This window comes from Klebsiella sp. 10-1, assembly GCF_009758445.1.
Classification (GTDB): Bacteria; Pseudomonadota; Gammaproteobacteria; order Enterobacterales; family Enterobacteriaceae; genus Klebsiella; species Klebsiella scottii.
Window position 1 is genome coordinate 1,162,590 of record NZ_WQRE01000001.1, and the last position, 22,643, is coordinate 1,185,232.

Here is a 22,643-nt window from a genome sequence, read left to right on the forward strand (position 1 = left end):
ACCAAGCCGGAGTTAAATATGATCGAAGTAAGGTTGACGTATTACGTTAATCTGCAGGTTGGTTCTGGCCTGCTGGTCACGACTATGGGGATTTTCTCTGGTATGTAGGGGGCCCTACCTAACCTCTGCTCATACCTGGATCTCGGAACAGAAGCTGAAGGTGACCCCGTGGCTGGGCTTGGGTTAGGAACGCCCGGCAGAACCGCAGGGAAAGTGATTTATGTCTCTGCCTTTAGATCGATACCGCCAGCCAGACACAGGTGCAGGCCTAAAAAACGGGCGTACTGGATATCGATGTTCTCAAATGGCTGTGTTCGCCGGCATCGGCATCTCGGTTTAGTCACTGGCCAAGGTGTAAGGAAAACAAAATGCAGCAGGCTAATGAATACAACGATCTGATGGAAGGGAAGCCGCTGAACTCATATATCCGGACAAAGCTCATCAGGAGCTGATGGATATCATGGACATAATGAACCGCAGCGAAAGTCTGGTGACAATAAAGCAGCTGGCAGAGATATTCACGCTGAGCCGTCGGATGCTACTGATCAAGGCGCGACGAGTTTCATTTTCAGCTACAGCTCACTCATTTCTTGTATTGCCGCAGGAGCGCCAAGTCCAACAGGTGGGGCATCTACTGTTTCTTGAAATTTTTCAATCAATTCCGCTGGTATGCCTAAAGGAAATAGCGTTTGGTAAACACCTAACATCGTTCTAATTCTTGGATTTAAATTTTGGGTGTCTTCTCCAGGATTAATCAATTCTGCTATCAACTTGCGAGCTAAAGCTTTACCGATATTAACCTCGTTAATTCCTGCCATGACTTCTCTTGGAACATCAAAGGGATCATTAAATATGACCGGGGAACTCCATCTAAGGCTACATGAATCAAGAACAATCTTTCCCGTATTCAACGGCATATACTTAAAAAATGTCGAACGTTCATGCATTCTGTGGGGTGAGTGCATAGATTCCTCTTGTTAAATGTGCGATGGCTTTCATCAATGTATTGCACGTTGTATTGCATCCAAAGATTTCCCATTTCAATTCTATAGCTAAAACGCAATGAAATCATTCACATCCTTTCGTATTTGACTCATGTAGCTGAAACACGAGGTTAATCCGCAGATGACCCTGCGCCGCCTGCCGGACGAGGATCCGCAAAAACTGGCCGACCCGGCCTACCGCCGCCGTCTCATTCTGCAAAATATGGGCGATGAGGAACTGGCAATCGCGCAGGAGGTAGAAAAGGTGCTGCCGGAGCTGGTGAACACACTGAGCGACGGCCACAAGGCGCTGGATCCGCTGGAAGTGCTGGGCCTGCTGCTGGCAGCGAACAAGGAACTGCTGGCGCGGGTGGAAACGCTCGAGGAGCGGCTGTCCGGATAGTGAGCTGAACAACATGCTGAAAAAAGCCCCTCATCAGGTGTGAGGGGCGGGGAAGTAATAATACAAATCAGGGCTGTTTAATGTATTAGCTCAGACTTGATCTGACGGTTTTCACTAACAGCACACAATCAAATCTGACAATCTGCTTTGAAAAGCGGACTACATTATTCCGGCTGGATCGATAGAGAGGGATTCAAATCCCATTCCTTCTTTTATTCGTTCAACATTAGCTCTTGATGTCAGCTTTTCTATTAAAGTAAATGCAACATTAATAGCTGTTGCCGGACTCTGAGACGTAATAATATTTCCGTCCACCACTATGGGGCGCTGAACAACATTGACTCCCATTTCTAGCAACTGCGCTTGACGCTTACTGCTCAGATGATACGTTGTGCCCGCTCTTCCTTGTAGAGCGCCACTCTTTGCAATTGCTAAGGCACCTACGCAAACAGAAGCAATAATTTTGTTTTTTGCGTTAAATTTTCGGATAAGATTTAGAAGCCGCTCATCAAATGCATCTTCATAAAAGCCGGCCCGACTCATCCCCCCTGGAATAGCTATGGCGTCAAAGCCATCATCATCAATTTCATGTAGTTGATATTCTGGTTCGATAGTGAAATTCCAGGCGCATTTAACTTTTTGACGTAGACCAACTGTCACTAATTTTATGGGTTCTAATCCGTATGTTGTTGTCCAGCCAATGGTATCTGTGAATACACTAGCCTCATACTCTTCTAATCCCTGGCAAAGGAATAAGATAACTTTCTTCATCTTATGATGTCCATGATAACTATACAAATTCACAGTGACGATAGCATAAACACTCTGCATTTTTAACCTGTTGTCGGTACGGTTTTAATCTACCACTTGAGAGACTACGGAGTGAATGTCTGCTTCACGCCCTGAGATATTCGACAAGTTTTTATGGCTTTAGTAAGGGCGACTTTCGCGCTTCCAGTGCCAGCAAATATTTCGCTTCGTCGTACCGGGTTTTGGCCTTCCAGCAGCGGTAAATTATCCTTATCCATTTAAACACCAAAGCCCGGATAGCTGCTTGATGCGATTTTCCTTTTTCTCGCTGGCCCTGGTAATACAGTCTGGCCCAGTATGATGAGTTAACCGTCTTCGCAGTCCATTATCAGGTACACTTTCATCGTCTATTCTGACGTCTGGTATCAGTTCTGTCCATCAAGTCTTGTACCACTCAGGCAGACCTTTAATCCACCAGTCAGGAGGATTATAAGATAATTGAGTCGAGAGAAATTGTCGGCTTTTTTTAGATGCGAGATTTGATCCATCCCCTTCTTCAACGATCCGCGCAGCAATCAATCTGCCGAAAGGAGTTAACCTGATGGCTAATTTATCACCATAAATGTGTGTCAGATTTAACAAGCCCGAGTATTCCATTCTCTGGCAAGAACTTTGAAGGCTCGAGACATGTATCGGACAAGACATTTTTTCACTCAGTAACGTTCGGATCGTACGGAGAGTCACTGCTCCTTCATTATGTATCGTCAATGACGAAAGTATAGACAAAATATTACATTGCAGGGGGGAAGACCGTCGTTTTGTGATGATTTTTTCGATAATGTTAGTTTTCTTTCTGTCCAACAATGATGCCCTCTCAATTTAGATTTAGAAAACAGTTAATGAGTTGATGACAACCAATTGCTATTTTAGTATGTGATTAGAATCTGAATAAGGCCGCAAGTCTGCGGCCTTAAACATTATTTAGGCTTCGTTTTTTTGTCAGAGGCGATTGCCTGCCTGATGATTTTTTTTTGGTATGAACAACCAGGAAAGCAATGATATTATTCCTAAAATTAGTCCTCCACATCCTACATGTGTCAATAATTCTACCGGTAGTACGCTATGGGCTGCTTTTTTCCCGATCACAGGGGCGTAGAAGAACATAGCAAGCCAGGCAAGGGGATAAAATACGGACAGTCCCAAAAGGATGGACGTTATTTTTTTTCTCAAATAGCTCATGTCTGTTAATGCAGTAATGATGACCATGCCCAGCACATAAGCGCCGATTCCACCCGCATGATAATGAGCGCGTTGCACCATCTTCCACATTGTGATGCTATCTTTTTTTGCATTGGGGAAAAGATCGGGATGTAGCGACATACCTGAGTGGATATAATTTTTGAAAAACTCATCGCATACGCCGAACAATATTCCCATGATTATATTCATTAAGAGCATTGAAATGGCGAGTGCAAGACCGATCTTAACAGGGGAAAGATCGATTCCTGGTTTGATTCCTTTTAGGGTAGTCATAAAAAGCCTTGTTATGAATGTGTGAAAATATTTGTATATTGTTACGAGGTTGTGTTATTGCCTACATGTCAATCATTCCTAAAAAGAGAATCATTCGTATAATCATCCATATTTTATTTAAACGAAACGTATACGACTGATGTTTATACAAAATACTCTATCCATTAGTAGTGCGGAGTTATAAACGATACTACATCTTGTGTTGTATATTTCTGTTCATCATAGGTTTGATGTGTTTTGAATATTTTAACAATTTATTTTCAATTATATACTGGTAGGTATGATTGATGGTTGCATATCAAAATAGAGGTGATGTGAGTATATGAAATAATAAGAAAAAGAGCCTCAGCACCAGGAATCACATACTGAGGCAAAACAGCAGTTACAGAATTAATCCAGCAAATGGTGTATTTCCATTAGCTGATAATGAAATTACCTAAATAATAATCAACAGGGCATCAACAAATTGTTCATTCTTGTCATTAATTACAATTTGATACTGTTTATGAAACAATAAAATAAAACTTATTCACAGATGCTTATCATTTTTATTGTGATATTAACACGAGATCAAAATTTGTATTTTATAATATCGAGTACTGTCAGATAGACAGGTTTTCGTTTTACTGCTGTTTTGCACTCATGAAGTATAATAGAAGATGTGATAATTATATGAGGCAATATAGATATATGCTGTCAAAAATAAAAAATAATGTCGAAACAATTATTTTCGTGGTATTGGCTGGCATCTATCTGCTGGCGATGGACGCTGGTGTTGAGTATGTCAATCATGGGCACTGGTTTGTCGTTAGGTGAAAGGTATAGTCAAGAGATGGCGACGTCTTCACTGATGTATGATTAGACGATGGTCGGGTGCTTGATGCATTAATCATCAGAGATACTTCTGCAAAACTAATTTTATTAATATATATCAATACGTTAAAGTTACGATGGAATGCAATAACTTAACGCGTTGCAACCCACTAAAACGCATTATAAACATAATGTTATGTGACTTTCAGAGTAATACTGCTGCGCCACCTGCAGTGGTTCGAAGCCGCAGACCTGATCGTTAAAGGCACCGAAGGCGCTATCGCCGCTAAGACCGTGACCTATGACTTTGAACGTCTGATGGAAGGCGCTAAACTGCTGAAATGTAGCGAGTTTGGCGACGCGATTATCGCGAACATGTAATCCAGCCTCTGGGTTAGACAAAAACGGGAGCCAATGAGCTCCCGTTTTTTATTATATGCTGTTCATTTTTGACTTTTATTAGTTTCAATTATCCGGTTTTTTTCTTACTTAAAATCATCTTAAAGCGACTTACCTCGCGGGTAAAAGCGTAAAACAATTTCGCATGCTTCCTCTATTAACCCGGTCAGGCATCTCTGCTCAGTTTACGCTTTATTCAAAATTAAGTTGGCTCACTATATCCACGATAGTGAAAAGGCTATTTGACCCTGGGCCCTGACCGGAAATTCCTGATTATGAGCGAGGCCAGGTCACAACCTCAGATTTAACTGATTCACCCGACCGGTATTACGGCGTTACCAGGCGGTAACCCGTGCACTATTGTTGATGAGGGAACGCATCAGCGAAATAATGACGATCAATGTAAAGGTTTGTATGATCCTGAGCACAGTTTCTCCTCAATTTACCCGCACCCAGGGACGCTGTTTCAGGCGTAACGCCGAAGTTAAATGAAAAGCCAGATAATTTCAATACGTTATTACTATTCCCATTGCTATGATTTATAAGCATATTAGTGACTTTTTTTTTGCCTGCTTATTATAGGTGTCGTTTTGCGATTTTACTTATTAGCGCACTTACGTTTATTTACATATAAAGCGCAAAGCCATCAAATAATGTAGAAAAAAAGGAGGAGCTATTTCACTGTGTGTACAGTGATAATCATTCTCATTATCATAAGCATTTACTTACAAATATTAACTCTTCTGGGGATTATCTAAGTGAATGTAACTTTATGTAAGAAGCGCCCGATTGCGCTGTTTTTGGCTGGCTTCCTCACCTCACCGGCTTTTGCGGAAGAACCCACGGAGAAACTGGCTGACGATGAAACGATGCTCGTCACCGCTGAGCAGGGCCTGAAACAGCAGCCCGGCGTCTCGATCATCACCGAAGAAGACATTCAAAAAAGCCCTCCAGTGAACGATCTCTCCGACATCATCCGCAAAATGCCCGGCGTGAACCTGACCGGCAATGGCGCCAGCGGCAGCCGCGGTAACAACCGTCAAATCGATATCCGTGGTATGGGGCCGGAAAATACCCTGGTGCTGGTTGATGGCGTGCCGGTGAGTTCTCGTAACTCCGTGCGCTACAGCTGGCGCGGCGAACGCGATTCTCGCGGCGATACCAACTGGGTGCCAGCGGAAATGGTGGAACGTATTGAAGTGATCCGCGGCCCGGCAGCGGCCCGCTATGGTTCTGGCGCTGCGGGTGGCGTGGTAAATATTATTACTAAACGCCCCACCAATGACTGGCACGGCTCGCTGTCACTTTTCACCAATCAGCCGGAAAACAGCAAAGAAGGTGACACCCGCCGCGCGAACTTCAACCTCAGCGGCCCGCTGGCGGGTGACGCGCTAACGATGCGTCTGTATGGCAATATCAACCGCACCGATGCCGATGCCTATGACATAAATACCGCACAAAACGGCTCCTATGCTGCCGGTCGCGAAGGCGTGCGTAATAAAGATATCAGCGGCGTGCTGTCCTGGAAAATGACGCCAGCCCAGATCGTTGATTTCTCCTATAGCTATAGCCGTCAGGGCAATATTTATGCGGGTGATACGCAAAACAGCAATGGTAATAGCAGCGCTGGCGGTTTAGTTGAGTCGCTGTATGGCAATGAAACCAACCGTTTATATCGCCAAAACTATGGCATCACCCACAACGGTATTTGGGATTGGGGAACGTCCAGACTTAATTTTAACTATGAAAAGACCAATAACACGCGTTTAAAAGAAGGTACTGCCGGCAGCGTTGAAGGGATGATCAACAGCGATGTCTATTCGACCAGCCGTCTGGAAAGCTATCGCGCGGGCGGAGAAATCAACTTCCCGCTGCAGCTGCTGGTTGATCAAACGGTGACCCTGGGCGCGGAGTGGAACCGCGATGAGCTCAACGATCCGGCCTCCATGCAGTCGTCAAGCACTAACTTCTATTTACCGGGTAGCTCAGGCGATCCTTCTCAACGCAGCAGTAAAAATTCCGCAACGATTAGCTCGCTCTATTTCGAGGATAATATTGCCGCGACCGACAGCACCGAGATTATTCCGGGGCTGCGCTTTGACTATCACGATAATTTCGGCGCGAACTGGAGTCCAGGCCTGAATATTTCGCAGGGACTGGGGGAATATTTCACCATGAAAGCCGGTATTGCACGCTCGTTCAAGGCGCCAAATCTGTATCAGTCAACGCCGGGCTACCTACTTTCCACGCGCGGCAACGGCTGTCCGATTGGTCTTAGCAACTGCTATTTACTGGGTAACGACAACCTCGATCCTGAAATTAGCGTTAACAAAGAGGTGGGGATTGAATTCAGTCATGCCGGCTACGCCGCTGGCATTACCTACTTCCGCAATGACTACAAAAACAAAATCGTGTCCGGCACTTCTGTCGTTTACAGCAGCAGCGACTATAACGTGCTGCAGTGGGAGAACGGGGGTAAGGCCATCGTTGAAGGGCTGGAAGGCAACCTGACCATTCCTCTGATTGCCGATACGCTGGAGTGGCGCTCTAACGCCACCTACATGTTCCGTTCTGAAAGCAAGAAGACCGGCAATCCGCTGTCGGTGATCCCGGAATTTACCATCAACTCCCAGCTGGAATGGCAGGCCACTGAAGATCTGAGCGCGAACGTTAACTGGACGCAATATGGTCGCCAGAAACCGCGCCAGTATGCGGAAACGTCCCTTGAAAGCAGGAATGGCCTTTCACAACGTGAAATTAGTCCTTATTCCATCGTTGGCCTGAACGTTAACTACGATATCACCAAAAATCTGCGCGCCAATGCGGGTATCAACAACCTGTTTGATAAGCAGATCTACCGTGAGAACGCGGGGGCTTCAACCTATAACGAACCGGGGCGCGCTTATTACGCCGGCGTAACCATGTCGTTTTAATTAATGGTGGGCGGCCTGAGGGCTGCCCCCACTATTATTTACGGTCCGGCCGATTAATGCGCGATAGCGTTCCTGGCGATGGCTCCCGTTTCTTATGCCGCGCAAAAATTCCCCTCAGCCCTGCTAACCAAACTGGCCGCTACTGAGCCTGTTTTCGCGTCAACGATGATTTGCCTGGGTGGCTTTTGTTTTATCGGCCAGCTATTGGCGCGTGAGCTCAATCAGGGCGCTGATCGGATGAAGGGGAGGCGTTATCCGCCGCTTCCTGGTTTATCTCATCGCCATGCGTGCTGATCAGCTGCGTTAGCGCGATTTGCTCATGGAATTTTGTCAAAAGAAGCTCAGCGTCCGTTTTCAGGAGGTCTTCGGAAGATTCAAGAACCGAATTTATCGCCTTAGAGACGCTGCCTACCAGTTCTGATACGCCGCCTTCTTTGCCGATGGCAAGCATTAAGGCGCTGATCAGTAAAGACTGTGCTTCAACCTGAGCCGCAAGCTGTTTGCTCTCTGCGTCCATAGAAGAGATTTTCGCGATGATGCTGAGAATGACATTGTTCATGATACTCCTCAAATCAATAAGATAAACGGGGTTGCCGATGGCTATCTTCGTTGTTGGTACGGCGAAATACCCATAGCACATAAATATGCCAGAAAAAATATCTTCAGTGTTAGCAGGGCCGCGATCTTGCAGGAATGCCGCAAGGAAACGGGCGAATATGCTTAACCGCGGTTCATCCGCGCGCGAGGATCAGGAAGCCGCCTTTTTGCGTTCGGCAAAATAGTGCGCCGGCGTGCTGCCCATCATTTTTCTGAACATGGTTATGAAGGCATTAACGGACTCATAGCCTAATTGCGTCGCGACGTTTTGTACGGACGTACCGCTGGCCAGCTCCTGTAGCGCAATAATCAAATGCAGCTGCTGGCGCCAGCGCCCGAAGGTCAGTCCCGTCTCCCGCTGCATCAACCGCGCCAACGAGCGCTCGCTGAGCGCCAGCCGCTTCGCCCACTCTTGCTGCGTGCTGCGATCTTCCGGATGGCTCACCAGCGCATCGGCCATAGCGCGTATTTTGGCATTGGCTGAGACCGGCAGGCTGAAGTTCTGCTGCGGCATAGCGGCTAACTCATCGAGCGTCACCCGGGTCAGCCTGGCCGCATGGCTATCCGCTGGATACCCGACGTCCTCGCGGGTTAACCGCTCGACCAGCTCTTTGATCAGCGGAGAAACCTCGAGGGTACAGCAGCTATCCGGGAGCGCCGCGGCCCCGGGTTCAATAAATAAATAGTTGAGGTGTGCATTCCAGGTGGCTTTAGCGCTATGGGGGATGCCGCCGGGGACCCACACGGCACAGTCGGGGGGGACGATCCACAGGTTATTTTCCGCGCGACAGATAACGGCGCCGTAAAGCGCGATGATCAGCTGCCCCTTACGGTGGGTGTGGACCGGCACTTCCGCGGCGTAGTCAACGAAATCAAGATGCCGGGCGACCGCCGGGCACCCGGCGGCGTCAGGATCAAAGAAGGTGGTGGCGTATTGAGGTTGCATCGTATTCAAGATGCCGGGCGACCGCCGGGCACCCGGCGGCGTCAGGATCAAAGAAGGTGGTGGCGTATTGAGGTTGCATCGTATTGGCAGTATTTGGGTATTTTTTGACAGAATATAGTATTTAATGAGATGTACAAGCCGGTAATAATTGCCGGTATGAGCAAAATATACGTTCGTCCGTCCCGCCTGCTGCGGGCTAAAAGCGTGGTCTTCCGTCATGCGGGAGCGATACTGGCCTCGCCCGCCTTCCTGAGCGATGCCAATGCCTTGCTGTACTCCGCCAGGAGCTTTGCGGCCGCGATGCTGGCTTATTACATCGCCTTATCTATTGGCCTGGAAAGGCCCTCCTGGGCCATCATTACCGTCTATATTGTGTCGCAAACGTCGGTTGGCGCGTCGCTGAGCAGATGCGTCTATCGTCTGACAGGGACGCTGGCGGGCGCCGGGGCAACCGTTTTAATCGTGCCGGTTTTTGTCAATACGCCGATAGTTTGCAGCGTGGTGCTCACCGGCTGGATTACCTTCTGCCTTTTCCTGTCGCTGCTTGAACGCACGCCCCGCGCTTATGCCTATGTATTGGCCGGTTACACCGCCAGCCTGATTGGCTTTCCCGCGGTACTCGCTCCCGGCACAATTTTTGATGTCGCCATCACCCGGGTGCAGGAGATCGCGATCGGCATCCTCTGCGCCGCCCTTGTCCACAGGTACGTTTTGCCAAAACGGCTATCAGGACTGTTTAACGGCAAGGTAGCGGAAACGCTGGGTTCTGTACGCCAGACGATCGCCCGCGCGCTAACGGGTAAACCCGATGAGGCCTCAGAGAGCCTGCGGCTGGCGCTGGCGCTGCAGTTCCTGCAGGGGGTCAATCACCATCTCCCCTATGACTTTGCGCTCCCGGGTTCCGCCCTGAAGGGGAGAAAAGCCATCCATGACCGGCTGGCGCAGCTGCTGGTGGTCAGCGGCGAATTGCGCGATCGCCTGCAGACGATCGATGCCGTACCTGGCGACCTGCAGCGGCTGCTGGACGATGTCATAAAATGGCTGGCCTGCGAGGAGGCGGGAGAGCGAAAAATAGCGGGAGAAGCGCTGGAAGAACGCAGCGCCCGGCTAACGGCGCGGCTCGCTTCGGATGCGCAGACGTTCGCACAAGAGCTGCAGGTGAGCCTGGCCCGTCATCTCCGGCAGGCAATCAGCCTGCTGCTGCAGTGCGAACGACTCGCTGACGCCATCCGCCATGCGCAACCCGCGCAAATACCGACCGAAAGCAGGGCGGTAAAGGGCTACGTTTTCCACCGCGACGGCCTCGCGGCTGCGCGTACCGCGCTGGGGGCTTTCACGATAATACTGAGCGGCTGCCTGGTATGGATTTACTCTGCCTGGCCCGATGGCGGCACGGCGGTTTCCATTCTCGGGGTCTGCTGCACGCTGTTTGGCAGTTTCGATACTCCGGCACCCCATATCGTGAAGTATATCGTCGGCTCAGCCTATGGCGTGACGGCGAGCCTGATCTACAGCTTCGTCCTCCTTCCTCAGATTACCGATTTCAACGTGCTGGTTGCGGCGCTTGCTCCGGTCTATTTACTGGCCGGATCGCTGCAGGCGCGGCCGCCCACCACGTTTATGGCTATGGGGATTACGCTGACGCTGCCCATTTTGTGCGAGCTAGGCGCCCACTACAGCGGAGACTTCGCCGTGGCGGTCAATACGGCCATCGCCCTATTTGCCGCGACCGGTTTTGCCGTGGTGAGCATGAGCGCGCTGCAAACGGTGCAGGCAGACTCCGCCATCAATCGCCTGCTGCGCATTTGCCGGCGCGACGTCAGGCGCAGCCTGAAGGGGACTTTTGCGCCGGATGAGGCGCGGTGGACGAATTTGATGATCGACCGAACGGCGCTCCTGCTGCCGCGCCTGCAGCGAAGCCGGCAATCGTCGGGGCAGGCGCTCAACCAAATGCTGCACCATCTGCGCGTGGGGCTCTGCGTTATGCGGTTACGCCGTTTATGCCTTCAGATGGGGAGTGAAGCGGTAACGGAGATTGACGAGCTGCTTTCCCGGCTGGCCCGCAGGGAAAACACCGCGGCGTTACGCCAGCGAATCGAAGCCATAGCTGAGCGTTATTCTCCGACGACGGTTGAGCCATCGCGCCGGCTGACAGACGGGCTGGTTGATCTGCACTGTGCCTTGAGAGAACAAAACAGGGAGCCATCCGATGATGAGCGACGTTAATTTTGGCGGAGTCTTCGTCCCCGGTCTGCTGGTGGTCGCTCTGGTGGCCTTAGCGTGTACGCTGCTGCTGGTGCCGCTTTTCACTTTCAGCAGGCTGTACCGCAGTTTGCCCGCTCGCCCGCTGATCGGGTTCGCAACTTATATTTTTACCTTTTTCCTGCTTATGCAGGGACTTAACGCGCTGGGGTTATTAGCATGAAGTCATTTCTATCTCTGTTGAGCCGCTACGCGCTGACGCTAAGCGCGGTCGCGGCGGCGTCCATTCTGGCTTTCACGATGTGGCAGCATTATGCCGAGAAACCCTGGACCCGGGATGGTCGGGTTCGTGCGGATGTGGTGCGGATTGCGCCGGATGTTTCCGGGCCCGTAAACGGCGTGGCAGTGAGGGATAATCAGTGGGTCAATCAGGGCGATATTCTCTATACGATCGATCCGCACTGGCTGAAGCTGGCGGTGGTAAGCGCCCAGGCCGAAGTTGAAGCCAGGCGCCATGAGATGTCCATGCGCCAGGATGCCGCCCGTAGACGCGCGCAGCTCAGAAGCGTGATTTCAAAAGAGGATCTCCAGCAAACGGACAGCGCGGCGAACGTCGCGGCGGCGAACTATCATGGCGCGCTGGCGTCGCTGGAGCTGGCGCAGCTTAACTTATCCCACGCCACGGTTCGGGCGCCGGTCGCGGGCTACGTCACGCATCTCAGGCTGCGTCCCGGTGATTACGCCACCGCCGGAGTGACCACCGTTGCCGTTATCGATGCGCAGAGCTTCTGGATTGTGGGCTATTTTGAGGAGACGAAGCTGCGTCATATTCGCGTGGGCGATACCGCGCAGATCGCGCTGATGGGATTTGAACCGACCATAACCGGCCACGTTGAGAGTATCGGACGCGGGATAGGCGACAGCAATGACGAGACGGGCGGGCTGGGTCTACCGGAGGTAAACCCGACCTTTAGCTGGGTGCGGCTTGCGCAGCGAGTGCCGGTACGTATCCATATAGACACGCTACCGGCGGGGATCGAGCTCGTCGCCGGCCTGTCCGCGAGTATCGCCATCATCCCTTAATGGCGAATAATCTGGCGATGTTACTTGTTTGCAAGTTCCCGGCGAACGATCTCTGCGCCTGCGCTTAAGGCATGGAGTTTACCCGTGGCTACCCGGCGGGAGAGGGGAGCCATGCCGCAGTTGGTAGAAGGATAGAGCTTGTCGGCATCGACAAACTGCAGCGCCTTACGCAGGGTACTGGCGACCTCTTCTGCCGTCTCGATGGTGTTGGTCGCCACGTCGATGGCCCCGACCATCACTTTTTTACCGCGGATCAGCTCAAGCAGATCCATGGGAACGCGCGAGTTATGGCACTCCAGGGAGATGATATCAATATTAGAGGTTTGCAGTTTAGGAAACGCTTCTTCATATTGGCGCCACTCTGAGCCTAAGGTCTTTTTCCAGTCGGTGTTGGCCTTGATGCCATATCCATAGCAGATATGTACCGCTGTTTCGCATTTCAGCCCTTCAACGGCTCTTTCTAAAGCGGCGATCCCCCAGTCATTGACCTCATCAAAAAAGACGTTAAAGGCGGGCTCATCGAACTGAATAATATCGACCCCGGCCGCTTCCAGCTCTTTCGCTTCCTGATTGAGAATTTTTGCGAATTCCCAGGCGAGTTTTTCGCGGCTTTTGTAGTGGTTATCGTACAGCGTATCGATCATCGTCATGGGGCCAGGCAGGGCCCATTTAATCGGTTGAGTGGTCAGCTGACGTAAAAATCGGGCATCTTCGACAAAAACGGGCTTTTGCCGAGCCACGGCGCCAACCACCGTCGGCACGCTCGCATCATAGCGATTACGAATTTTAACGACCTCGCGTTTCTCAAAATCAACTCCGCTGAGATGCTCAATAAACGTGGTGACAAAGTGCTGCCGCGTTTGCTCGCCGTCGCTGACGATGTCGATGCCCGCACGCAGCTGGTCTTCCAGGGACAAGCGCAGAGCATCCTGTTTCCCCTCGACGAGTTCTTCGTTGTGCAATTTCCACGGCGACCACAGGGTCTCAGGCTGCGCAAGCCAGGAAGGTTTAGGTAAGCTGCCGGCGGTTGAAGTCGGTAATAACGTTTTCATAATGGATGACCTTTATTTTCTATTAATCAAAGAGGGCAGCTAGCAGACCATTGCGCAAGAATATTCTGGTATGGTTTGATGAAATGCTCTTCGGTAAATTTTCCCTGTTCAATAGCCAGCCGGCTACGCTCTTCCCGGTCATAAACGATTTTGGTCAATGAATGATCCTGGTGATTCAGGTTGGGCTGATAGTATTGTCCTGCCGCCGAGTTGGCATTGTAAATCTCCGGGCGGTAAATCTTTTGGAAGGTCTCCATTGTGCTGATGGTGGCGATCAGCTCAAGATCGGTGTAGTCACTCAGCAAATCCCCGGTGAAATAAAAGGCCAAAGGCGCGGCGCTATTTTTAGGCATGAAATAGCGAACCGCTAAGCCCATTTTGCCAAAATACTCTTCGGTCAAAGATGAACCATTTTGCTGGTATTCGATGCCTAATACCGGATGCTGATTGCCGGTCCGCTGATAGGTGTCCTTACTTGAAATACTTAAACATATAACCGGTGATTTTTTAAACTTCTCTTTATACTGGGTGGAGTTGACAAAATGTTTAAATATATTGCCATGCAGAACGCCAAAGTTGTCCGGGATGCTAAATTGTGCCTGGTTCTTATTGTGCTCTAACAGCACGACGCTAAAGTCATAATCTCTCACGTAGGACGAGAAATTATTCCCCGCAATACCGTCAAGGCGTTGCTGGGTCTTTTTATCGATAATATTAGTTTTCAGTATTTCGATCGCCGGGAAGGTTTCGCCATTGGCTTCGAGATTCATTTCAACAGAAATAATTTCAAGTTCAACCGCATAACGATCGCCTTTAGGGTTATCCCAATGCGCCAGCGTATTGAAACGATTGTCAATCATCACTAAGGTGTTGCGCAAATTCTGCTGGCGGTCTTTCCCTCGGGCTAAATTCGCGAAGTTGGTGGTAATACGCGTATTTTCAGAAGGGTTATAGTTTTCATCGAAAACCGTGCTCTTAACCGTAAACGTAAAGTCTTTATTCATCGCGATCTTGTATCCCAGGTTCTGACATGAAAACTGAATTTCTTCGGTGGTTTTTCAGCAGCGGTTGGTTTGCTCAGCCACCACTCTTCATGTTGTCAATAAGTTAATATTGTGTATTTTATGCCAGAGGCGTTGGATGAGTGAAAGCGACTTAATTTCATTACAACATGAGCCATCTTCATGATCCGGGATGAGGCCGGGGACGGCGGCGTCGCACGCGCCCCCGGCCTGCAAGATTTCCCCCGGAAATCGACGGGGGAAGGGCGCTGCGCGGAGGCGTTAGCGGGGATTAGCTTTGGCAGAAACGCAGCCTGTTGCCAAAGGGATCGTGAACCTCAAGGGTTTTCCCCCAATCCTGGTGCGCGATTTCTGGCCGTCCGTAGCCGTAATTTTTGTGCCTTAACTCATCCCTGAATAATTCAATGTTGCGCATCGGTATAAAAATTGTCGCACCCGGGCTGGCGTCGCCGTGATGTTCTGAGAGGTGCAGCTGCAGGCCGTTTCGGCCGATGCCCATATAAAGGGGGAGGTCAGCCGCAAAACGATGTTCAAATTCAACGCTGAAGGCGAGAAAATCTACATAGAATTCCCGCGCCTTGCGCTCGTCAAACATGCGTAAAATGGGAATGCTTTTTTCAAAAGACACGGCCGCCGGCGCCGCCGGGGGATCTAACCGTGCCGATGCCGTATTCCAGTCCTTATAGCCCAGCTGCTGCGCCACGATTTCAAGCGCGGAAGAGTGGGTTATTTTGACATTGCGCGACTCAAGCGAGTTGCGCAGTTTTGTCGCCATAAGTTTTGCCTGCTCGATCGAAAACATCTTTTCTCCTGTCGTCAGGGTATTTTGGCGCTCGCATTACCAAACCCCGATCGTCACAAGATGTGAGCTAAGCAACGTGGGATAATGACGTGCTTTCACCCTTTCCCGAAGGAAGCGAGCGGCAGGCAGCACGGGCCGAAGATTAAAATATATAATGAGAGTTAAGGACGCAAGCGCTACGCCAGGCATCCGGGACGTCGGTCCGGGATTAAAGGAGTCGATAAACGCGGGCGTCGCTTTCTTCACCCGACCGGCGCCAGCAGCCTGGTACATCGGCAAAAATTACAGGTATAATCCCACGCATTATTCAACGGGTTCAGAAGCGGAAATGACAAAACTTACCTTACAAGAGCAGATGCTAAAAGCGGGTCTGGTGACCAGCAAAAAAATGGCTAAAGTCCAAAGAACGGCCAAAAAATCACGCGTTCAGGCGCGTGAGGCGAGAGAGGCGGTGGAAGAAAACAAAAAGGCGCAGCTTGAGCGCGATAAGCAGCTAAGCGAACAACAAAAACAGGCCGCCTTATCTAAAGAGTATAAGGCTCAGGTGAAGCAGCTGATTGAAATGAACCGAATCAGCGTCTCAAGAGGCAATATCGATTTTAACTTCACCGATAACAATTTAATTAAAAAAATCGTGGTCGATAAGCCGACCCACGCCCAGCTGATTAACGGCCGCCTCGCTATTGCGCGCCTGATTGCTGAGGGCAGCGGCGAGAGTGAATACGCGATTATCCCCGCCGTCGTCGCCGATAAAATTGCGCAGCGCGATGCGAACAGTATTGTCTTAAACAGCGCGCTGAGTCAGGAAGAGCAGGATGAAGACGATCCGTACGCCGACTTTAAAGTGCCTGATGATTTGATGTGGTAAGCCGGCTTTCGCCGCGGCTTGCAGATGAAAAGTCCTGCAGGACTTTTCATTCAGTTTTGCGGGCGGAGAGCTTTTGGCGAACGTGGCCCTGGCCCTTCGGCACGGGGCCGCTCCGCGCGATCTCAGACCTTGAGCATTTTCACCGTGGCATCGACGTCTATCTCATCTTCCGAGAAGATTAGCGTCGTTCCCTGGAAGGTGGTGATCGCCAGTTTTTTCAGCGCGCGCATTTCACCCGGCTCGGCGGCTGACTTCGGCCGGATACTCCCCATCAGCGCCCCCACCGAGAGCACCGCATTTTCTTTATCGATACGGATATCGGCAGGCACTTCTTCGCTGTAGACCAGGTAAGACTTGATCGACGTGAGCTTAATGCGCTCGCCGGCGATATAGATATATTTGCTTTCCGGGACGACCTTCACCGCATAGGCCGACAGGCCCTTGTTATTGGTCGTGGGTTCGAAAGTCACCGCCGCATCTTTCTTAATCAGCTCCGGATTGGCGACCTTAATCACATGAAAATAACGGTTATCGCCGTTTTCATCTTTGATAAATCCAAAACCTTTATCTTTAAACCAGGTTGTGATTGTTCCGTTCATCGCCATTACCGCCTACTTAATCGTTTATCTACTGAGTTTTTGCAGCGCGCAGTGTAAAGCACAATGCCTGCGCAGACTACGTCTTTGCTTTAAGTCTGGATGATAAATTTCAGGTATGCGAGCAGGCGGCGGCCGGCTAACGGCGAATCAGCCGCGGCCTGGCTCATTGAGCACGGGTTGACAAGCGCATACGTCGTTCAGGGAATGAGCCTCATCTGGCGAAACCGGGTAAACAGCTGATAGAACATCTGCTCGGTTTCACGGTAATCATGGAAGCCGGCGCGGCGGATCTTGCTGCCATCGGCGAACATGTCGTAGTCCCAGCTAAAAACAAAATCGACGAATTCCCAGCCGGTAATTTGGCCGATATCGCTCTCCCTGAGCCGATATTTTGCCGCCATTTTTTGCCAGATGGCCGCTTTATCCGCCATCACCTCCCGCAGCGACATCGGCAGGGGCGGGGCGACCGGCAGTTCGAACCAGGCCGCAATGCGGGGCCACATCTCCTGCCAGCGGAACAGATCGCCGTTATTGACGTTGAAGGCCTGGTTCTCAGCCGCCTCGCTGGTGGCCGCCCACAGCGTCGCTTTGGCCAGCAGGCCGGAGTCGGTCATCTCAATCAGGCTCTGCCAGGCGCCCGGCCTGCCGGGGAAGCGCAGCGGAATGTTTAACTCCTTGCAAATAGCCGCATATATCGCCAGCGACAGGGCAAGATTCATCGGGTTGCCGGTGGATAGCCCGCCCACGACGGAGGGGCGTAACGCCGTCCAGTGCCAGCTTTTCCCTCGCTGACGCTCCTCCAGCAGCCCCTGCTGGGCAACGTTGAACTCCGGCGGCATATGCTCCGCGTCGCTTTCGCGCGCCGGGGTCTTAAACGGGCCAAGATGCGCACCATAGACCTTATAGCCCTGCATCAGGCTGACGTGCGCCAGCCGGGGCGACTGCTCGGCGGCGCTGAGCGCGTTATCCAGCATATTGAGATTCGGCTCCACCAGCCCGGCCCAGCTATCGGCATGCTGATAGGCGGCATAAAACAGATGGCTGACCTCCAGATGCTCCAGCGCCGCCATCGTCGCCTGTCGGTCATGCAGGTCTACCGCCAGGTAGCGCACGCCGGGACGCGAGATGCCTCCCCGCCGCGACAGCCCAATGACCTGCCAGCCGGACTGCTCCAGCTCATCGATAAGCTTGTTTCCGGCGACGCCGTTGGCGCCGGCAACCACGGCCAAACGCTGATGTTGTTGAGTCTTCATGCTAAGCACCTCTTTTCGGGTCGAAAGTGAAACCAGAGCATGATTCATTAGCGATGAAGGCAGAAGATAGGGATATGTAATAAGATTAATAACAAAACCTTTGAAGTGAAGATGATGAACAAGCTCAAAGCGATGGAAATTTTTATCCGGGTGGCTGAAACCGGCAATCTCTCGGCCGCAGCCCGTAGCCTGGGGCTGACCCAGCCGGCGGTCAGCCAGCAGGTCATGGCCCTCGAACAGAGCCTCGGCGTGGCGTTACTGCTGCGCACCACCCGCTCGGTTACCCTCACCGAGCCGGGCGAGCGCTACTATCAGCAGATTCGCCCGATCCTCGATGCGCTGACCGAGACCGAGGAGACCTTGCTCAGCCAGCAGCAAAAACTCAGCGGAACGCTACGCGTGCAGGCGCCCACCGGGATCGGCCAGCATCTTCTGACGCCGATTGTTATCGCCTTTCAGCAGCGTAATCCGCAGCTTAGCGTCGAGCTGATGCTGGAGGACCGGCTTGCTGATGTGGTGAGCGAAGGGATCGATCTTGCCATCCGCCTGGGAGAACCCACCGGGCTCAGCCAGGTCGTCAGACGGCTGGCTAAAGTTCAGCGCGTGCTGGTGGCCGCGCCGCATTATCTGCAGCAGGCAGGGACGCCGTCGCGGCTGTCAGAGCTGGCGCAGCACCGGACGCTTCGCTACAGCGGCCTGGCCGCCGGGGATGAGCTGACGCTGGAAGGGCCGGGCGGAAAAGAGACCGTGCGCCTGAACGCCGTTTTCCGCGCCAACAATAGCTTTTCGCTCATTGCCGCGCTGGAAGCGGGAGGCGGGATCGGCGGCATTCAGCAGCCGCTGGTGGCCAGCCAGCTGGCACAGGGAACGCTGATCCAGGTGCTGCCGGATTACCGCTGGCAGCCGCTTGCGCTGTATGCGCTCTATCCCGCCAGGCGCTTTATCCCGCTGAAGGCCCGGATGCTCACCGAGGCCATTATCAGCGGATTGAACAACGTCAGCGGGATAGCAATGCATAGGTCCCTCGACCCTCGCGGTACATCGTTTGCCGGTCTCTGAACGCCCGAGCTGGATACTGCTCCGAACCTGCCGCTGAAAGGCCGGATCGGCAAGCGAGGTTGGCGAACGTTGCTGAGCGGGGATAGGCGACTCGCCGTCAGTCGGTCTTGAGCATCCCGAAGCTGACGATCCGCGAGCGGCCGAGCTCTTTTGCCCGATACAGCGCGGCGTCGGCGGCGCGCAGCAGGCTGTCGCTTTGCGTATGCTGCGGGAAGCTAGCAATCCCGATAGAGACATCTATCTGACCCATCTCGCTCAGGCCGTAGCGCAGCGTCATGTTGCGGACGTTGTTGTAAATATCCTCGGCGCACGCCAGCGCCGACTCTTCGTTGGTGCCGGCGAGCAGGACTAAAAACTCTTCGCCGCCGTAGCGGAAAGCCATGCCGATGTCGCGCACCGCGCGCTGCACGATGGACGCCACGTTTTTAATCACCAAATCACCCGCTTCGTGACCATACCTGTCGTTGATCGCTTTGAAGTGGTCGATATCGATCATCAGGCAGCTCAGCGGCGTGCCGTTGCGTACCGCCAGATTCATTTGGGTATGCAGGGCGTCTTCAAGGTGGTGGCGGTTGCGCAGCCCGGTCAGCGAGTCGAAAAGCGCCTTTTCCAGCAGCGCGTTGCGCAGGCGCTGGTTCGCCAGCGCCAGGCCCAGCGCTTCGGCCATCAGCTCAAGATAGGCGCGTGAAGGGGCCGTGGCCGGCGTGACGTTTCTGAAGGAGAGCAGGCCGATGGCTTCCCCCTGGGCAATCAGCGGGACGCAAAGCGACCACTCCGCGCTCGACTCCGGCAGGTGGTAGCAGGCAATATCCGGCTCGCCGTTAACCGGAGGATGGCTCAGACCGCGCCGCACGGCCCAGCAGTTCTCGGGATGAAAGACCTCCGGTTCATCCGGCGGCGAGAGCCAGCGGGCGACGCAGCGCATCTGCCAGGGGTCGAGGTCGAGAATATACAGCCGCCCGGGGATCTCCGGCGCGATGTTGGGCGCGAAAAGCTCGGCTACTTTAATCACATCCTCGAAAGATTCGCACCCCTGCAGGCGCTGGGTCATCCGCGCCAGCAGCTCGCGGATCGCCCAGTCGGCGTCCCGCTCCTGCTCCAGACGCTGGCGCGCCAGGCCGTTCTCGCGGAAAATGCGGATCGCCTGCGCCATATCGCCAATCTCATCAATCTGGGTGAAATTAGGCGCTTCGACCGCATAATCCTGCGAGGCGAGCCTTTGCACGACATCGCTCAGGCGCACAACCGGGTACAGCACCCGGCGTTGCAGAATAAAACCAAGTACAAACAGGAACATCAGCGCCGTCAGTCCAACCATCAGCTCTGACAGGCTGCGCCAGGTATGGGACTTTTCGGTGGCTTGCGCAATAGCGCTGTTGGCCCGGCCTTCCAGCAGCAGCCGGAAGTGGTCGATCTGCGTCTGAACCCGCTCCAGCTCCTGCTCATAAGGCTTACCGTACAGCAGGCCGACCGCGTCTTTATCCTCACCGCGGGCGATATTAGCCAGCGCCGCCTGCTGCTCGTCCTGCAGCTCGTCGGCAATCCGCAACCCCTCGCGCAGCAGCCCCAGCTCCTCGGCGGTCGCGCCGTTATCTTTAAGCTTTCCTAGCCGCTGCTCGATGGCGGTCATCACCTGAGCCTGCTGGCGATACTCCTCCAGGACCTCAGGGCTTTTATTGATGACATAGGTTCGCGCGAGGTCCGAAAGCGCCCAGGCGTCCGTTTCAACTTCTTCGGTGAGCTGGTCGAAAATCTGGCGCTGTTGCACCGCCTGGCGTTCGGCAGTATCCGCGTTTGAGGCCATCAGCATCGCAATGCCTGAGGCGAGGGTCAGGGCGACGGTGATGCCGTAGGCCCAGTTGGTCATGGTGGCGATTCTCACCCGTGTTTTCCTTGCGTGCAGATGAATTTATAATGTCATTTTTTATTATAGAACCCCGTCCTGTCCGCCGGCTGCCGGCAGGTCACGGTGGCGACTGGTCGCGTTTTTTGCCGATAATTTCGCGATGGAGCGTTGCGGCATGCTGGCGTAAAACGGCAAAAACATTCGCATCCAGCGCGCCATTTATAACATCGTTTTCAATCAGCCGTAATGCCTGCTGATAGCTCATCGCCTGGCGATAGGGGCGATTTTCGGTCAGCGCGGTAAAAATGTCGGCGACGGCGATGATTCTGTCCGGCAGATGCAGATAATCTGCGCTCAGATGCAGCGGATATCCGCTGCCGTCGAGCTTTTCATGATGGTTGGCGGCCCAGTTAATAATCTCGCCAAGTTCGCTAAAGGCGCTGAGAAGCTCGCCGGTCATATAGCTGTGTTCGCGCACCTGCAGCCGCTCCTCCGGGGCCAGCTCTCCCTGTTTTTCCAGAATATTTAGCGGGATAAAGATCTTGCCAATATCGTGCAGGTAGCCGGCGGCCTCGATTTTCTTACACTCTTCTACCGGCAGATCCATGTAGCGTGCCAGCTGCCAGGATATTTCGCCGACCATAATACTGTGGCTGGCGGTGAAGCTGCTGTAGGTATCAACGATTTTGGCAATCAATAAGCAAATATCCTTCAGGCCGTCGATATCGATATACAGATCGTTAATCGGGCCGATAATTTCCAGCATCCGCTGGATATGGCCGGGATTAAGATGCAGCCAGAAGTGCTCCTTTTTCGCCAGCTGACACAGGGTACGGCACAGCTGCGGGTCCAGCTCCTGATGCAGGGTGCGGAATTTATCAATAATAATATCAGTCTGATACGCGGTCGCCGTCTCGTCTGCGGAGAGCAGACGTTCGAAGGAGTCGGCAAAACAGACGATATGCTCGTCGAGGCTACCTTTATAGTCCACGCTGAAGTGGTGGTGACGAATAATGGGCAGGATCGGCGCGAAGGTGGCGAGGCCGCTGAGCATTTCCACCCCTCGCTGCTGGTGAGGATCGTCAAGGTTATCTATCGCATTGAGCGAGGTAATCATCCGCTTATCGCCCAGCACGCCGATATCGTGCAGCAGCGCGGCGCAAAAGATGGTCTGCTGCTGCTGACGCGGCAGCCGTAACGCCAGCGAAAGCTCAAGGGCGATGAGGGCCGTTCGCTGCATATGCAGATGGAGTTCGGGATTGATTATCTGTATGACACGAGTGGTAAGCATCAATGCTGATTTTAAGGCGAGACGCATCGTTTTTCCCTCTTCGCGATATCCACATAAAATAGGTCGATCATGGCCGTTACTGTCGTGATAATTTAATGGCAACGCGTCTGAAGCGGGACGACGAAAATAATAAACGCTTAGTCCGGCGGCGATTTCATTGTCAAAACATGCCCATCCTGGAGCATCGCTGCACCAAATCTGCGCGAGAA

General features: G+C 52.5%; 18 protein-coding genes and 3 pseudogenes. 8 read left to right on the top strand and 13 right to left on the bottom strand.

Annotation, left to right across the window (positions count from 1 at the left end; all coding sequences use genetic code 11):
- Positions 1-572: 572 nt before the first annotated feature.
- Entirely contained in the window at positions 573-818 is a 246-nt protein-coding gene (locus GO007_RS29070) for a hypothetical protein (protein ID WP_223261750.1), read from the bottom strand.
- 286 nt (positions 819-1,104) lie between these two features.
- Between GO007_RS29070 and GO007_RS29500 the strand changes: the two are divergent.
- Positions 1,105-1,311 (top strand): annotated as a pseudogene (locus GO007_RS29500) (major capsid protein); the annotation flags it as partial.
- A gap of 234 nt (positions 1,312-1,545) precedes the next feature.
- On the opposite strand, the gene GO007_RS05560 reads toward GO007_RS29500, so the two are convergent.
- The 3 genes and pseudogenes from GO007_RS05560 to GO007_RS05570 form a co-directional block, all read right to left on the bottom strand.
- Positions 1,546-2,157, bottom strand: a complete 612-nt coding sequence (locus tag GO007_RS05560) for a DJ-1/PfpI family protein (protein WP_095098069.1) — start codon at positions 2,155-2,157, stop codon at positions 1,546-1,548.
- Positions 2,158-2,308: 151 nt separating this feature from the next.
- Positions 2,309-2,503 (bottom strand): annotated as a pseudogene (locus GO007_RS05565) (IS110 family transposase); the annotation flags it as partial.
- A gap of 632 nt (positions 2,504-3,135) precedes the next feature.
- Positions 3,136-3,669, bottom strand: a complete 534-nt coding sequence (locus GO007_RS05570) for a hypothetical protein (protein ID WP_095096582.1) — start codon at positions 3,667-3,669, stop codon at positions 3,136-3,138.
- Between the two features lie 1,026 nt (positions 3,670-4,695).
- Between GO007_RS05570 and GO007_RS05575 the strand changes: the two are divergent.
- Positions 4,696-4,863 (top strand): annotated as a pseudogene (locus GO007_RS05575) (NADP-dependent isocitrate dehydrogenase); the annotation flags it as partial.
- A gap of 776 nt (positions 4,864-5,639) precedes the next feature.
- Complete coding sequence (locus tag GO007_RS05580; protein ID WP_095096585.1) at positions 5,640-7,814, top strand: TonB-dependent siderophore receptor; 2,175 nt, start codon at positions 5,640-5,642, stop codon at positions 7,812-7,814.
- A gap of 217 nt (positions 7,815-8,031) precedes the next feature.
- Here the strand turns inward: GO007_RS05580 and iraP are convergent, their stop codons facing one another.
- Positions 8,032-8,373, bottom strand: coding sequence for an anti-adapter protein IraP (iraP, locus tag GO007_RS05585; protein ID WP_095096587.1), 342 nt, complete (start codon positions 8,371-8,373; stop codon positions 8,032-8,034).
- Between the two features lie 189 nt (positions 8,374-8,562).
- Complete coding sequence (locus GO007_RS05590; protein WP_095096590.1) at positions 8,563-9,357, bottom strand: AraC family transcriptional regulator; 795 nt, start codon at positions 9,355-9,357, stop codon at positions 8,563-8,565.
- Positions 9,358-9,513: 156 nt separating this feature from the next.
- Here GO007_RS05590 and GO007_RS05595 point away from each other — a divergent pair, with 156 nt between their 5' ends.
- Genes GO007_RS05595 through GO007_RS05605 form a run of 3 tightly spaced genes read left to right on the top strand, consistent with a single transcriptional unit; the run spans position 9,514 to position 12,642 of the window.
- On the top strand, positions 9,514-11,583 hold the full coding sequence (locus tag GO007_RS05595; protein WP_095098072.1) for an FUSC family protein: 2,070 nt from the start codon (positions 9,514-9,516) through the stop codon (positions 11,581-11,583).
- On the top strand, positions 11,567-11,782 hold the full coding sequence (locus GO007_RS05600; protein WP_095096593.1) for a DUF1656 domain-containing protein: 216 nt from the start codon (positions 11,567-11,569) through the stop codon (positions 11,780-11,782). Before GO007_RS05595 ends, GO007_RS05600 begins: the two co-directional genes overlap by 17 nt.
- Positions 11,779-12,642 (top strand): efflux RND transporter periplasmic adaptor subunit, encoded by an 864-nt coding sequence (locus GO007_RS05605; RefSeq protein ID WP_095096596.1) that lies wholly within the window; start codon positions 11,779-11,781, stop codon positions 12,640-12,642. The genes GO007_RS05600 and GO007_RS05605 overlap by 4 nt, the downstream gene beginning before the upstream one ends.
- Before the next feature lie 20 nt (positions 12,643-12,662).
- Here GO007_RS05605 and GO007_RS05610 read toward each other — a convergent pair whose 3' ends face one another.
- The 3 genes from GO007_RS05610 to GO007_RS05620 form a co-directional block, all read right to left on the bottom strand.
- Positions 12,663-13,694, bottom strand: coding sequence for a methionine synthase (locus GO007_RS05610; RefSeq protein WP_095096599.1), 1,032 nt, complete (start codon positions 13,692-13,694; stop codon positions 12,663-12,665).
- Positions 13,695-13,720: 26 nt separating this feature from the next.
- Positions 13,721-14,698, bottom strand: coding sequence for a DUF1852 domain-containing protein (locus GO007_RS05615; protein ID WP_095096601.1), 978 nt, complete (start codon positions 14,696-14,698; stop codon positions 13,721-13,723).
- Between the two features lie 289 nt (positions 14,699-14,987).
- Positions 14,988-15,518, bottom strand: coding sequence for a glyoxalase superfamily protein (locus GO007_RS05620; RefSeq protein WP_095096604.1), 531 nt, complete (start codon positions 15,516-15,518; stop codon positions 14,988-14,990).
- A gap of 328 nt (positions 15,519-15,846) precedes the next feature.
- Between GO007_RS05620 and GO007_RS05625 the strand changes: the two genes are divergently transcribed.
- Positions 15,847-16,386: a DUF2058 domain-containing protein gene (locus GO007_RS05625; RefSeq protein WP_095096606.1), complete on the top strand. Its 540-nt coding sequence runs from the start codon at positions 15,847-15,849 to the stop codon at positions 16,384-16,386.
- Positions 16,387-16,508: 122 nt separating this feature from the next.
- Here GO007_RS05625 and GO007_RS05630 read toward each other — a convergent pair whose 3' ends face one another.
- Entirely contained in the window at positions 16,509-16,991 is a 483-nt protein-coding gene (locus tag GO007_RS05630) for a cold-shock protein (protein ID WP_095096609.1), read from the bottom strand.
- A 191-nt stretch (positions 16,992-17,182) separates the two neighbouring features.
- Positions 17,183-18,238, bottom strand: coding sequence for an SDR family oxidoreductase (locus tag GO007_RS05635; RefSeq protein ID WP_095096612.1), 1,056 nt, complete (start codon positions 18,236-18,238; stop codon positions 17,183-17,185).
- A 111-nt stretch (positions 18,239-18,349) separates the two neighbouring features.
- On the opposite strand from GO007_RS05635, the gene GO007_RS05640 reads away from it, so the two are divergent.
- Positions 18,350-19,297, top strand: coding sequence for a LysR family transcriptional regulator (locus GO007_RS05640; RefSeq protein ID WP_223261751.1), 948 nt, complete (start codon positions 18,350-18,352; stop codon positions 19,295-19,297).
- 97 nt (positions 19,298-19,394) lie between these two features.
- Here GO007_RS05640 and GO007_RS05645 read toward each other — a convergent pair whose 3' ends face one another.
- Complete coding sequence (locus tag GO007_RS05645) at positions 19,395-21,179, bottom strand: diguanylate cyclase (protein ID WP_095096618.1); 1,785 nt, start codon at positions 21,177-21,179, stop codon at positions 19,395-19,397.
- An 82-nt stretch (positions 21,180-21,261) separates the two neighbouring features.
- Entirely contained in the window at positions 21,262-22,461 is a 1,200-nt protein-coding gene (locus GO007_RS05650; protein WP_095096621.1) for an HD-GYP domain-containing protein, read from the bottom strand.
- Positions 22,462-22,643: the final 182 nt, after the last annotated feature.